A 14390-nucleotide genomic window follows, 5' to 3' on the forward strand; every position below is an offset into this window, starting at 1 on the left:
TAATATACCATATCATTTTATATAAAATTAGCCATAATTAGAGTTATGGTTAATTTTATTCAACATAAACCCTTTAATATTGCGTAACCACAAAGAATTTAGCATAAATTGGTTAAAAATATTTAATAACAGAATTGCGGTTTGCATAATATTTGCTATCTTTCAGCTGAAAACTACTGAGATAACATTACTGATTTATTAACTAAATTTTTTAGAACATGAAGACCAAAATTTGTAGCGCATTCTTGGCTTTGATGGCTGTTCCTTTCTTCGCTCAGACCGGAGTCGGGATTAACACCACAAACCCGCTGGCCACTTTAGACGTTAACGGAACTGTAAAAATCAGGGCTACCCCTGCGGCTCCTTCGCTGCCGGGATACCAGATTCTAGCGGTAAACCAGAACACGGGCGGTGACTTTCAGGTGTCACAGGTAAATCCGCAGCTTATTGTCAATTCTGCAATCAGCCAGATCAACGCCACTACCGGTGTAAGCACATCCGTGTATGCAGCACGTAAAACCAGCGGTACCACCCTTATTGACCTGGGTGTTCTGCCTAACGGGTTCAGGCCCGTTAACTTTGTAACTGCAGAGCGGACATTAGGTACCACTGCCGTATTTTCTGATACGGATAATGCTTATGTTGTCCCTTCCAACGGAGTTTATGCTATCGGCTTTTCGTTCCGTTACGGCACCGGCCTGCAGGCATCCTTATTATCCAGTGCTCCCGGGGTTGCCGTGTTAAGAAACAGGACCGGAACCTATACTTTAATTGACTACAGAAGCTTCAGCGGAGCCAACCTCGGACTTTTAAATCTTACGATTTCAGAAGCCAGTGTCAATAACCTATTTACCTTCCAGGCAGGAGACCGGATTTCTTTCGGACTTACCAGTGCTTCAGTACTTGATGCAGGTTTGATAGGAGCCAGTACAACCTCTTTCTACATTTATAAAGTATCAAACTAAACAGTATGTAACGTAATTTACACCATAACATTATCATAATCCACCGTACATTCCCGTACGGTGGATTATTTTTTTAAGCCTGACAAACGCTTTGGAGGAATTATGGTATTTCTTCACATAAGAAAGCGCCTGTTTTACAAAATAAGGAGCCGCGCTGCTGTAAACGGGAGAGAAATCTCATATTACTCTACATTTAAAAAGTAGAGTAATTCAAACTAAATAATTGAATACCAGAATATTAATAAATTAAAATAAACATACCGCATGATGTTATTTAAAATTATAATATCACTATAAACCCTGTGGTACTGCATCTGAACAGGTATTATGCTAAAATGTTTAAAAATAACCCGTTAATAAAATTGTGGTAGATGGTAATATCATTATCTTCCGCACCGAAAACTGTTAAGACAGCATTATTACTTTATTTAAATTTTTAACATGAAAACTAAAATCTGCAGCGCGCTTCTTGCTTTGATGGCGCTTCCGTTATCTGCCCAATTTGGTATTGGGATTAATACAACCAATCCACAGGCTAGTTTAGACATAAACGGAACGGTAAAAATAAGGTCTACCCCTGCCGCTCCTTCGCTGCCGGGATACCAGATTCTTGCTGTTAACCAGAACACAAACGGTGATTTCCAGGTAGCACAGGTAAATCCACAGCTTATTGTCAATTCTGCAATCAGCCAGATCAATGCCACTACCGGTGTAAGCACATCTGCGTATGCAGCACGGAAATCCAGCGGCACCACCCTTGTTGACCTGGGTGTTCTTCCCAACGGATTCAGGCCGGTAAACTTCGTTACCGCAGAGCGGACACTGGGCACAACCGCCGTATTTTCTGATACGGATAATGCATATGTAGTTCCCAGCAACGGTGTCTATGCTGTAAAATTTTCATTCCGTTACGGAACCGGTCTTCAGGCATATTTACTAAGCAGTTCTCCCGGGGTTGCCGTGTTAAGAAACAGGATAGGAACCTATACCTTAATTGATGCAAAAAGTTTTGACGGAGCCAACCTGGGTTCATTAAACCTTACCGTTTCAAATGAATCTACTGATAATCTCTATACTTTCCAGGCAGGGGACCGGATTTCTTTCGGGCTTACCAGTGCTTCAGTGCTTGATCCGGGATTAATATCAGCCAGTGTCACATCTTTCCATATTCATAAAGTATCAAACTAAACTTTTAAATATGAAAACTAAGATTTATATCACATGGCTTGCCATTGCGGCAATCCCCCTGTCTGCACAGAATATAGGGATCAATACATCAAGCCCACAGGCTTCTTTAGATATTAACGGAACTGTAAAAATCAGGGCTACCCCTTCGGCTCCTTCGCTGCCTGGATACCAGCTTTTAGCGGTAAACCAGAACACGGGCGGTGACTTTCAGGTGGCACAGGTAAACCCACAGCTTATTGTCAATTCTACAATCAGCCAGATCAATGCCACTACCGGTGTAAGCACATCCGTGTATGCAGCCCGTAAAACCAACGGTACCACCCTTATTGACATGGGTATTCTGCCCAACGGATTCAGGCCGGTTAATTTCGTTACCCCAGAACGGACACTGGGTACAACCGCTGTATTTTCCGATACGGATTATGCTTACGTTGTTCCCAGCAACGGAGTATATAATGTAAGATTTTCATTCCGTTACGGCTTCGGTATTCTGTCATCTGTGCTCCCGGATTCTACCGGGGTTGCCGTGTTAAGAAACCGGGCAGGAACATATACCTTAATTGATGCAAAAAGCTTCGACGGGATAACCATAAACTCGCAGGAAATAACCCTTTCAAATGAAACCGCTGATAACGATTTTACTTTCCAGGCAGGAGACCGGATTTCTTTCGGAATTACCAATGCTTCAGTGCTTGATCCGGGATTGATAGGAGCTAGCCAGACCTCTTTCCATGTCTATAAAGTATCAAACTAAAAGAATCTGTAATGTAACGGTTACATCATACCAATAATAATCCACCGTACAGGAATGTACGGTGGATTAATTTTTCAGGGCCTAACAAACATTTCATTATATTTGGGATTCCAAAACAAACGAAGAATGATGTATTTCCTGATCATTATATTAATTATTGTCATTTTCGTCATTTTCAACCATCTGAATCACAGAGTACAGAAACTGGAAAAGGAAATTTCCGACCTCAGGAAAGAATTTACCGGCAGTACTGTCCGCCAGATAAAAGACATAAAAGAAACGGAAGAACCGGATATGGAATCGTCAGTTCCTGTACAGCATCAGGAGCAGGAACTGCCTGCTACATCATCCGCTCTTCCGCTGGCAGAAGACCTACCTCATCAGCCAAAGAAAGACCATCTTGCTGTTATTGCTGAATTTCTGAAGCAGAATGCCTTAACCATCGCCGGGATTTTTACACTCGTCCTGGGGATCGGGTATTTTGTAAAGTATGCCATTGACAGGAACTGGCTGGGAGAAACGGCAAGAGCGGCCATTGGTTTTGTGGCCGGAGCAGCCATTATTACCGTCAGCCATTTCCTGCGGAAGCACTACGCTGTTTTTTCATCCATTGTTACGGGCGGAGGAATTGCGGTCTTTTACTTTACAGCGACCATCGGGTTCAGGGAATACCATCTATTCTCACAGAACACGGCTTTTTCCGTCATCTGCCTGATCACACTGGTTTCCCTCTCACTCTCCTATTACTATAAAAGTGAGACTTTAATTATTTTCTCTTTATTCGGAGGGTTTCTCGCTCCGCTGATGATCAGTACCGGAGCAAGCAACTATCTTTTTTTATTCACCTATATCACCGTTTTGAATATCGGGATGCTGATCATAGCGTTCTTGAAAAACTGGAAGAGCGTCGGATGGATTGCGTTTGTTTTCACCAGCATCTACCTGTTGTTCTGGACTGTTGAAAAGACGGAAATTTCCGGTGTTTATTTTTACCTTGTCGGCTATCTGATTTTCTATTTATTTGCTTTACAGGATTACTTTAAAAAAGACATTTTACCGTCTTCTGATATTTTAATGCTTGTGCTGATTAATTTTACCAGCATCACCGGACTGGTGTATATTTTTAATACGCTACAATACGGGCCTGTCATCATTTTTCCGGCCGGTTTTGCACTGGTTAACCTGGGACTTCTTTTCAGGGAGTACTCCCGGAAGAATTTCGGGGTGCCCTACTCTGTTTTTACAGGAATTGCTGCGGGACTTATTACTGCCGCATTTGCCTTACAGTTTCAGGCACATTTAATTACGAGTGTATGGGCAATTGAAGCCACATTGCTTATATTTATCTGGAAGAAAACGGGCCATACCATTTTCAGATCATGTTTCTATGTTCTGTTCCCATTGGTTATCTGTGCACAGATCATCAGCTGGACCGAATATATTGATGCCAAATCTTTGGCTGTACTCTTAAATCCTGTATTCCTTACAAGCTTTATCACGGTGGTAACCACTTTCGTCAACCTTATTTTACTGAGAAAATCTACCGGAAATAACAAGGGCACTCATCTTGAAAATATGTTTACCATCATAAGCTACCTGATTATTTATTTTGCCTTCCTTTTTGAAATATTGTATCATATAGCATCAAAACCTCAGACGGTGATTTTCAGTATGGCCATGCTTTTCAGCATCTGCTATATTTTTCTGCTGCTGCTGTTCCGGAAAAAGCTGAACATCAGAACGCTTCTGGAAATACCGCTTCTTTACCTGTTTTTGGTCTTCATCATAATCAATACCTCAACCGCAGGCACCGGACTGGTTTCTGATTATCTGATTAAAAAAATTCCTGCGGATTATTATATGGTATATTTACTGTACAGCATTCCTTTTATATACACCTTAGTGAAAATCCTGCCGGTTTCAGACTTTTTCAGCACAAGGATTTCCTACTGGCTCATTGCCGCCGCTGCCGTTACTGCAGTAAGTTTTGAAGCTTATCACCTGTATATAATTGTTAATGCAGATTCCGGTGCAGACCTTACCATGCTCGGCAAGCATTTCAGCCTGCTGTATCTGCCTATTATCTGGGCCGTTGCTGCCAGCCTGCTTATTTACAAAGGTTTGAAAACACACAGAACGGAATACAGCAGGGCCGGATTTTCACTCCTTGCCCTTATGATCCTGAAATTATATGCTTATGATGTATGGGAAATGGACAATGTTTCAAGAATCATCGCATTTATCATATTGGGAATTATCTTACTGTTCAGTTCGCTGATCTTTCAGAGATTAAAAAAGATCATCAGCAATATAATGGATAAGAAAAATGAACATTCGCAGGAAAACCCTGAATAATGATAACAAAAGTGTATCATTTACCATTATTGATTAAATAATCGTAAAATTTTATTTACATTTTGCAAAAAATAACTATATTTATCCAGTTTTTAATCGCTATTTATTCCCAAACATTATGAAAAAATTACTCTACTCTTTTTTACTGCTGTCTTCTGCCACTCTGTTTGCCCAGAAGAATCCCCAGGCAAAATTTGCAGTTGCCAATGATATTGTAGGAACAGTAGATATGTTTACTGCCAATCATAAAAATTCCATCCAGAGTACGCGTACGTATAAAACAGCAGCGGAACTTCCGCAGAACCTGAAAAAGTTCAGTTATATTGCAGACAACGGGTTGGCAGAGTATAAACTTAAAAGTGGGATCGGTGCCCTGGACAGGCTTGCATTGTCTGAAGTCAACATCCAGTTCGGGCTTCCGAAAGACACCCCGGTTCTGATTGACGGATATGAATTTACGAATACGGACACGCTGGTTTACGGAGACATCCTGTACAATATGCAGTCTGTGGACCATAACGGTAAAAAAGCCGTATCCATTACCACCAGGAAATAATTTCTCAGATCATATTTAAATGAAAGGATGCTCAGCTGAGCATCCTTTTTAGTATTTGTTATTCCATTTTTTCTTCAGTTCTTCATAAATCTTTTTCTCCGTGGCATTGTTCCCGGGCTGATAGAGCCTGGTTTCCCTGATCTCTTCCGGAAGAAAATCCTGATCCACGAAATTCCCTTCATAGGAATGGGCGTATTTATACTCTTTGCCGTAATCCAGGTCTTTCATCAGCTTGGTCGGCGCATTTCTCAGATGCAGCGGCACAGGCAGGTTCCCGGTTCTTTTCACCAGCGCCAGTGCCTCGTTGATGGCCATGTATGCAGAATTGCTTTTCGGGGAAACTGCCAGATAGACTGCTGTTTCACTTAAAATAATCCTTGCCTCAGGATTCCCGATGACATTCACAGCCTGGAAGCAGTTATTGGCAATTACCAATGCATTGGGATTGGCCAGCCCCACGTCTTCCGCAGCAAGAATCAGCATCCTGCGGGCAATGAACTTGATATCTTCGCCTCCGGCAATCATCCTGGCCAGCCAGTATACGGCACCATTGGGGTCGCCTCCGCGCATGGATTTGATGAATGCGGAAATAATATCGTAATGCTGTTCGCCGTTCTTATCATACAGCGCCATGGTTTCCTGCAGGACTTCCAGCACCGTTTCATTGGTGATTTCAGATACGGAAGAGTTCCTGTACTGGTTCAGGACCAGCTCTACGGAATTGATCAGTTTTCTTGCATCACCGCCGGAATACTGGATGAATGCCTCTTTTTCTATAATCGTAAAATCTGTTTTTTCATCTTTATTAAATCTTTCCAGGGCAATATCAATGAGTTCTTCCAGCTTTTCATAGGTGAGTGATTTCAGGATATACACCTGGCTCCTGGAAAGCAGGGCCGAAACCACCTCAAAGCTTGGGTTTTCGGTAGTAGCCCCGATCAGAACAATCCAGCCCTTCTCCACCGCGTGAAGCAGGGAATCCTGCTGGGATTTATTAAACCGGTGAATTTCATCAATAAACAGAATCGGGGATTTTCCGGAAAAAAGGTTCTGTTTTTTGGCATCTTCTATAACGTCACGCACATCTTTCACGCCGGAAGAAACGGCAGAAAGCTTGTAGAATTTCCTCCCTGACTGTTCTGAAACAATTTCAGCAAGCGTGGTTTTCCCCGTTCCCGGAGGTCCCCAGAAAATAAGGGAATTCAGAGAATTATTTTCGAGCATTTTCCGTATGGTGCCTTTTTCACCGGTAAGGTGCTCCTGCCCTAAAACATCGTTCAGTGTTTTGGGCCTTAATTTTTCAGCTAAAGGAATATTTTGATCCAAGGTTGTTCAGATTTAATTGACTGTATTTTTAAGCTCCGGGACGGCTGCAGATTTATGGATGGTTTGCCTCTTGGTTTTATCATTCGACAAACCCCGGAATTTATCCGACGAACAGGCCTCTGCAATCCCCAAACTTATAACAAATTTAAACTAATTTTCAATTTTTTAGCCTATTTTTGCACTGTTTTGAAACTTATACCCAATAAAATAATCACTTTCCCGCTGGTAATACTGATCAGATTTTACCAATGGTTTATCTCACCCTTATTGCCTAAAAACTGCCGGTATGAGCCTACCTGTTCGCATTATATGGTAAAAGCGCTGCAGGTTCACGGTATTTTTAAAGGGTTCTGGATGGGAATAAAAAGAATTTCAAGATGCCACCCGTGGGGAGGAAGCGGCTATGACCCCGTTCCGCCGAAACACAATCATTAAAAAAAACAAACTATTAAAAAAATAGAAATGAGTAATATTTTTTTCAGATTTTATCTCGTATTCTTTGCGCTGGTTACCCAGTCTTTCTTTGCGCAAAATTACCCGGACGGAATGTCTGACGCTACTTTAAAGGTGAACTCCGCCGATATTCCCGTTAAGGTATATTCCACTACAGAACTGGGCGACCTCAATGTATTTCCGGACAGGAAAGTAAACGGAAACGTCCTGATCATCCTGAACGAATCTAATTTCGAGCCTGCCTATTTTAATTTCAGTGCTTTGACACTGGCTAAGTTTAAAGATGCGAAATATCAGTTTCTGGATAAGAATTTCAAACCTGTGGAAACTGCCCCGACCAAAGAAAACATTACAAATTTCAGGTATGCAGTGAAAACAGACAAGCCGCTTACTGCCGGTGATTCCGTAAGCCTTGAAACCACCTATAAAATCTGGGACCCTTCAAAAGGAATTGAGCTGGGGCCCATTACACTGCACTTTTACAGCCTGATGTTCATTTTTGCTTTTGGTTTCGGCTATGTTTTAATGAACAAAATTTTCAAAATTGACAATATTAACCAGAAATACCTGGAACCGCTTTTTACCTGGACCCTGATCGGGACTATCCTGGGTGCCAGAATGGGCCACGTGATTTTTTATCAGCCTGAGCTTTTCAAAGAGGACTTCTGGAGTGTATTTTTACCGATAAGCACCAAAAACGGATTTAAATTCACCGGATTTTCCGGACTGGCAAGCCACGGTGCTACCATTGCCCTGATTTTCACCACCCTGTATTATTCATTTAAAATCATCAGGAAAAACCCTTTCTGGGTATATGACCGTTTGGGAATTGTGGTCTCTTTAGGAGGTGCTTTTGTAAGGCTGGGTAACTTTTTCAACTCTGAAATCATCGGTAAGCCGGTAGATCCCAACTCCCCTTTCGCCATCCTGTTCCCGCAGCAGAGCAGCGAATACGGCCTTACGGTACCAAGGTATCCGGCGCAGTTATTCGAAGCTTTCGGATATGTCTGCCTGTTTGTTTTATTATGGATTCTATACAGAAAAACCAATAAGAAATACCAGCAGGGATGGCTTTTCGGCCTGTTCTTTATTATCCTGTGGGCCATCAGGTTCTTTGTAGAATTCCTGAAAGAACCTCAGGGTGACGAGTTTATCCAGTTCGGAGGATTGAATACGGGCCAGGTACTTTCCATTCCTTTCATGATTGCAGGGGTGGTTATTATGATTATTTCCAAGAAGTTCACCATCACGAAAGAGGAAAACGAAAAGCCGGATTAGGTAGCTATTTATAAAATTCTGAGACTGCCACTCATACGGCGGGTTCACAAAAAAGCAGATTTGTATCATTACAGATCTGCTTTTTTTATGGTTATATTACTTAACCCATACTGCAATTTCAAGTATCTGGCGGGAATAGCGGGAAGTTGATCCGTTTAAGAAAGATATTCGCTGATGAAATATAAAAATCTGTTTTTATTTTTTCCGGTGTAATGAAAAGTACTGCAGGATTGTTTTAATAGGATGAGAACCTATTTATTGCTGCTGTTCATTTCGTTACAGCTTTCCGCTCAGCCGGCTAAAGCCCCTGTTGATGAGATCATTCAAAGAGAAATGAAAGAAAGGAAAATCCCCGGAGTACAGCTGGCAGTTGTTCAAAATGGCCGGATCGTTCTCAGCAGATCCTATGGAACCGCGAATTTACAGTATAATATCCCGGTAAGCAATGCCTCTGTTTTCCCGATCAACTCCAATACAAAAATTTTCACCGGTGTTGCCGTGATGCAGCTGGTGGAACAGGATAAGATCAAGCTTGAAGATCCTATAAGCATCTATCTGGATGACCTTCCTGCTGAATGGCAAAAGATTACTGTTGACCAGCTGTTAACCCATATTTCGGGATTGCCCGAGATCCTGAAGCTCCTTGATCCGATGACGGGGAATATCGGCCCGTTAAAGACCGAGGCCGCCATCTGGGAAAAGCTCAAAACACTTCCCATGGAATTTAAAACAGGGGAACAATTCAGCTACAACCAGACGAATTATTATTTGTTGGGCAAAATTATTGAGAAACTTACCCGTACGTCCTTTACCGATTTCTTCGAAAATAAACAGTTCAGAACTGCACATCTTAAAAACACGGTATTCGGAGATTCGAGAGATCTTATTCCAGGTTACGCACCCTCTTACCGCTACAACAGCTTCTCTGACGGCAGGAAAGGTGAAACCCGACTCACCAATACCTATACCGAATTTCCGGATTTTATCCGCACCGGAGCCGGCCTTAACAGTACGGCTGAAGATATGGCAACCTGGATCATGGCTCTGCAAAACGGCAGGTTATTTCAAAAGGCATCAACCCTGGATAGGATGTGGTCACCAGGTAAATTCAATAACGGAACACCTACCAGCTGGGCACGCGGCTGGGGAATCACTAAATTACGGAAAAACCATAAAGCGATTGGAATGTCCGGCGGAAACCGATCAGCCCTGCTGGTCTATCCGGATGACCACCTGGCGATTATTGTATTAACCAACCTGGCAGGAAGCGCTCCCGAAGATTTTATTGAGGAAATTGCCGGATGCTACAATCCGGATATAACGAAAGCAGATCCACTCACCTATTTAAGAAAAAGCCTGCAGGAAACAGGGTTTGACAAGGCTATAGAATTCGTGAAAAAAGAACAAAAGGCAAATCCTGAATTTGATCCTAAAGAAGACGAACTCAATAACTGGGGATACCGGATGATGGCAAACGGTCACCAGAAAGAAGCTTTGGAGATTTTCAGGCTCAATGTTCATCTGTTCCCGGAAAGCTGGAACGCCTATGACAGTTATGGAGAGATATTGCTGAAAATGGGAGACAAAATCAAAGCCGTTGAAATGTACAGAAGATCGATTGCATTAAATCCCGACAATGAAAATGGGAAAAAAGTCCTGAGTGAGATCATTTCGAAATAAAACGTCATGAAGAACATTTTTCACCGGACTTCAGGTAAAGCTGCCGGCATATTATTTTTTTAAATAAAATCCTTTTACACTTAATTCCCACTGCCGGCAACCTTAACAGCGGCTGAACCCTGTTGTACGATTCCTATTTTCTGTTATCCCCGATTTATTACAGCATTCGTGCTACTTTTCTTTCCAGTTCTTCAAATACACTTCCGAATGAGTGAATGACATCCGTGGGAAGCATTGCTTCTTTGGAAAAATTTTCACAGGCATACTGCGCTGCTTTTCCGTGAAACCAAACCCCTAAAATAGCTGCTTCTTTTTCAGAATACTTCTGTGCAAGGAAAGAGGTTAGAATACCGGTCAGGATATCCCCGCTTCCGCCTTTTGCCAGCCCGGAATTCCCGGTGATATTATAAAAAACCTGTCCCTGCGGAGTAATGACCTGTGTGTGGTGGTCTTTCAGGACAATATAAATATTCAGTTCCTTTGCTTTCTGTTTGGCCAGGTCCAGTCTTACAAAAGAATTTTCGGTTTCCCCGAACAGCCTTTCAAACTCTTTAGGATGCGGGGTAATAATGGATTTTTCAGGAATCAGCGCTATATTCTGTCTGTCTTCTGAAATAATATTCAGGGCATCGGCATCCAGGATTAAGGGCTTTGAATATCCTTTTAAAAATTCCAGAAATTTTTCTGCTGTTTTTTCACCGGTTCCCAGTCCGGGCCCGATTCCTAAAACAGAATCTTCATCGGCTTCAAAAGTTTCCACAAAATCAGTTCCGCCCTCGATGAACATCGCTTCAGGATTCACCGTCTGAAGGATTTCATAACCGCATTTCGGTGCCAGGGTAAAAGTAAGGCCTGTCCCGGTCTTTAAAGCTGCTCTTGTTGCGAGAACTGCTGCCCCTATTTTACCGTAACTTCCTCCTACAATGGTAGCTTTCCCGTACGTTCCTTTGTGGGAAAATTCATTTCTGGGCTTAAAAATATTTTTAACCATGTTATGAATGACAAATTCATCAGTCTCGGTTTCAGAAATATAATCTTCGCTCAGGCGGATATCCATAATATGGACTTTCCCTGTGTATTTTCCGGTTTCGGGATGGAGGAACGTCCTTTTCCAGAACTGAAAACTGAGTGTATAGTCTGCCTTGAAAATAGTGGGATTATAAGGAGAAATCTTATCAGCAAAAAGCCCGGAAGGCATGTCTACTGAAATTTTAATGTTATTCTGCAGGTTCAGCAGGTCAACCAATTCCTTCAGTTCACCCTGCAGATCCCTGGACAATCCGGTTCCGAAAAGCGCATCGATAATTACCGTCCTGCTGTCAAAACGGTAGCTTTCCGCCTCTTTAAAATCCCGGATCGATATCCCGGAAATTTCCTTCAGGCTTTTGAAATTACTCTGGGCATCGGCAGAAAACCCGGTTTTGGGGCTGGTAAAAACATCAATATCAAAACCTTTGAGATAAAGCATCTTGGCAATAACAAAACCGTCTCCGCCATTATTTCCGTTCCCGCAGAAAATGGCAAAGTTCCTGTGGTTGTTACAGTTTTCGGAGATCCAGTCTACACAAGCCTGTGCTGCTCTTTCCATTAACTGCAGAGAGGCAACAGGTTCATGTTTTATGGTGTACTGATCACAATTACGGATCTGTTCTGCTGTGAAAATCTTCATTGGCTTAATTTTACAAGCAATTTACAAAAGAAATTTTAACCTGCCATAAAACAAAAACAGAACAACTGATAATGTGGTACCTGTGTTTTACAGATATTATGTCTGTTTTGTTATAAAATGGCAGAAATTATATTTTCCTGCACTTTAAAATACTATTTTTGTAGGATAACACATTAAAAATTAATTATGGGATTTGTAAAAGAATTTAGAGAATTTGCATTTAAAGGCAACGTTCTGGATCTGGCAGTTGGTGTCATTATAGGTGCCGCATTCAGTGCCATTGTAAAGTCATTTGTGGATGATATCATCACTCCGCTCCTTCTGAATCCTGCTTTGGAAAAAGCCAATGTAAAGAATATCGCAGAACTTTCCTGGGAAGGTATTAAATACGGCAATTTCCTGTCATCCGTTATCAGCTTCATTATTGTAGCTTTTGTTTTGTTCATGCTTATTAAGGGAGTGAACAGCCTGAACAGAAAACCGGAAGCAGCACCGGCGGCACCGGCAGGCCCTACGGAAGATCAGAAATTATTGATGGAAATACGGGATTTACTCAAAAGTAAAAACAACATATAAAAATAAAGCACTTCAAATAATCTGATTTGAAGTGCTTTATTTATTCAGATACGGTAGACCGACGATCAATGGATCTGTAAAATACTTGAGATCTGCTCAGCCAGTGAAAGGCCGATTCTGTCCTGGGCTTCCAGTGTTGATGCCCCCGTGTGAGGGGTTAAAGATATTTTTGAATGGGTCAGGATATCTTTTGAAGGTGTAGGCTCATTGATGAACACATCCAGACCTGCAAATTTCACTTTTCCTGAATCCAGAGCCTCAATTAAAGCAGTCTCGTCGATAACACCGCCTCTTGAGCAGTTCACGATTGCCACGCCGTCTTTCATCATTTCAAATTCTTCTTTACCGATCATATACCCGTTTTTCTGAGCCGGAACATGGAGCGTGATAAAATCTGAGTGCTGCAGAACATCCTGAAGCGGTTCTGTCTCAATATCCACATTGATGAACTGCTTATTATAAAAAGTAACTTTAATGGTTGCCTTTCCTACATTGCTGTCTGCTGCCACCACTCTCATTCCCAGCCCAAGGGCAATTTTTGCCACTTCCTGGCCGATCCTTCCCATGCCGACAATACCGATTGTTTTTCCTTTCAGTTCAATACCGGCAGCGTATGATTTTTTTAAAGCAGCAAACTCCGTATCCCCTACTACAGGCATTTTCCTGTTGGAATCCTGTAAAAACCGGGCTCCTGAAAACAGATGGGCAAAAACCAGCTCAGCCACAGATTCTGAAGATGCCGAAGGTGTATTGATCACATGGATCCCTTTTTCCCGGGCATAATCCACATCTATATTATCCATACCTACACCGCCTCTCCCGATAATTTCAATGGAAGGGCAGCTGTCAATAATATCTTTTCTTACCTGGGTTGCACTGCGCACCAGAATGGTACGGATCTTATGTTCATTGATATAATCTACCAGAAGCTCCTGCGGAACTTTTGCGGTAATTACTTCAAAACCTTTTTCAGTAAGGGCATCAATACCGGATTGATCCAGGCCGTCGTTTGCTAAAACTTTCATAAACTTTTATTGATTTAGAAATTGTTAAATGATTAATTAATCGTTTAATCTGTGTATTAATTTTTTAATCTTCTTCTCTGAATACCTCAATGGTTACCTGTTTTTCAACAAGATCCGTGAATTTCCCCTTGTAGCGTGTAGCTCTTACCAGATGGTTGTCTATCCAGTGGTAGTTCCCGCCCCTCGGTTTTCCGCATAAAACACTGTGGTAACGGAACCCGTGTTTGTCCAGCCAATCGGTGGTAATCTGCTTCAGGTCTTCGGTTCTGGAAGTAAAAAAACAGATCTGATGCCCTTCATCATACCATTTGTTAATGGTTTCCAGTGCGTCAGGAAAAGGCTCGCAGGTCACCATTCTTCCGGGTTCTTCGTTAGGAACATCTTCTGTAATGGTTCCGTCGATATCTATTAAATAATTTTTGACACCATCCTTAAGAATCGGACTGATGTGCTCTTTATACTCTAATTCCATCATAAAAATATTGAATAACAAAGTTATGTTTTTTACGCTAAAAAGGCTTGTTAAACTTAATTTATATTGATTTCCTTAATTAAAATCTATTAT

The 14390-nt window shown here is 41.8% G+C and carries 13 protein-coding genes; 9 read left to right on the forward strand and 4 right to left on the reverse strand.

Annotated elements, in window-relative coordinates; genetic code table 11:
• Positions 1-218: 218 nt before the first annotated feature.
• From ASE55_RS18405 to ASE55_RS18425, 5 genes are all read left to right on the forward strand, one after another.
• Positions 219-965 (forward strand): hypothetical protein, encoded by a 747-nt coding sequence (locus tag ASE55_RS18405; protein WP_056223169.1) that lies wholly within the window; start codon positions 219-221, stop codon positions 963-965.
• A 441-nt stretch (positions 966-1406) separates the two neighbouring features.
• Positions 1407-2153, forward strand: a complete 747-nt coding sequence (locus ASE55_RS18410) for a hypothetical protein (RefSeq protein ID WP_056223171.1) — start codon at positions 1407-1409, stop codon at positions 2151-2153.
• Between the two features lie 10 nt (positions 2154-2163).
• On the forward strand, positions 2164-2907 hold the full coding sequence (locus ASE55_RS18415) for a hypothetical protein (RefSeq protein ID WP_056223173.1): 744 nt from the start codon (positions 2164-2166) through the stop codon (positions 2905-2907).
• A gap of 126 nt (positions 2908-3033) precedes the next feature.
• Positions 3034-5262 carry a DUF2339 domain-containing protein gene (locus tag ASE55_RS18420; RefSeq protein ID WP_056223175.1) on the forward strand — a complete coding sequence of 743 codons (2229 nt, stop codon included), beginning with the start codon at positions 3034-3036 and terminating at the stop codon, positions 5260-5262.
• Positions 5263-5380: 118 nt separating this feature from the next.
• Positions 5381-5818, forward strand: coding sequence for a hypothetical protein (locus ASE55_RS18425; protein WP_056223177.1), 438 nt, complete (start codon positions 5381-5383; stop codon positions 5816-5818).
• A 48-nt stretch (positions 5819-5866) separates the two neighbouring features.
• Here ASE55_RS18425 and ASE55_RS18430 read toward each other — a convergent pair whose 3' ends face one another.
• Entirely contained in the window at positions 5867-7144 is a 1278-nt protein-coding gene (locus ASE55_RS18430; RefSeq protein ID WP_056223179.1) for a replication-associated recombination protein A, read from the reverse strand.
• Positions 7145-7339: 195 nt separating this feature from the next.
• Between ASE55_RS18430 and yidD the strand changes: the two genes are divergently transcribed.
• The 3 genes from yidD (at position 7340) to ASE55_RS18445 (ending at position 10555) form a co-directional block, all read left to right on the forward strand.
• A complete protein-coding gene (gene yidD / locus ASE55_RS20560) occupies positions 7340-7579 on the forward strand; it encodes a membrane protein insertion efficiency factor YidD (protein WP_056223189.1) in 240 nt (79 codons plus the stop codon).
• A gap of 447 nt (positions 7580-8026) precedes the next feature.
• Positions 8027-8875, forward strand: a complete 849-nt coding sequence (gene lgt / locus ASE55_RS18440) for a prolipoprotein diacylglyceryl transferase (RefSeq protein WP_056223191.1) — start codon at positions 8027-8029, stop codon at positions 8873-8875.
• Between the two features lie 243 nt (positions 8876-9118).
• Positions 9119-10555, forward strand: coding sequence for a serine hydrolase (locus ASE55_RS18445; protein ID WP_056223181.1), 1437 nt, complete (start codon positions 9119-9121; stop codon positions 10553-10555).
• Between the two features lie 157 nt (positions 10556-10712).
• Here ASE55_RS18445 and ASE55_RS18450 read toward each other — a convergent pair whose 3' ends face one another.
• Positions 10713-12224, reverse strand: a complete 1512-nt coding sequence (locus tag ASE55_RS18450) for a bifunctional ADP-dependent NAD(P)H-hydrate dehydratase/NAD(P)H-hydrate epimerase (protein ID WP_056223183.1) — start codon at positions 12222-12224, stop codon at positions 10713-10715.
• A 186-nt stretch (positions 12225-12410) separates the two neighbouring features.
• Between ASE55_RS18450 and mscL the strand changes: the two genes are divergently transcribed.
• Complete coding sequence (mscL, locus tag ASE55_RS18455) at positions 12411-12800, forward strand: large conductance mechanosensitive channel protein MscL (RefSeq protein WP_056223185.1); 390 nt, start codon at positions 12411-12413, stop codon at positions 12798-12800.
• A 65-nt stretch (positions 12801-12865) separates the two neighbouring features.
• Here the strand turns inward: mscL and ASE55_RS18460 are convergent, their stop codons facing one another.
• Both ASE55_RS18460 and ASE55_RS18465 read right to left on the reverse strand, forming a co-directional pair.
• Positions 12866-13825, reverse strand: a complete 960-nt coding sequence (locus tag ASE55_RS18460) for a D-2-hydroxyacid dehydrogenase (protein WP_056223187.1) — start codon at positions 13823-13825, stop codon at positions 12866-12868.
• Positions 13826-13889: 64 nt separating this feature from the next.
• Complete coding sequence (locus ASE55_RS18465) at positions 13890-14297, reverse strand: hypothetical protein (protein WP_056223192.1); 408 nt, start codon at positions 14295-14297, stop codon at positions 13890-13892.
• Positions 14298-14390 lie beyond the last annotated feature (93 nt).

This window comes from Chryseobacterium sp. Leaf201, from assembly GCF_001421435.1.
Lineage (GTDB): Bacteria > Bacteroidota > Bacteroidia > Flavobacteriales > Weeksellaceae > Chryseobacterium.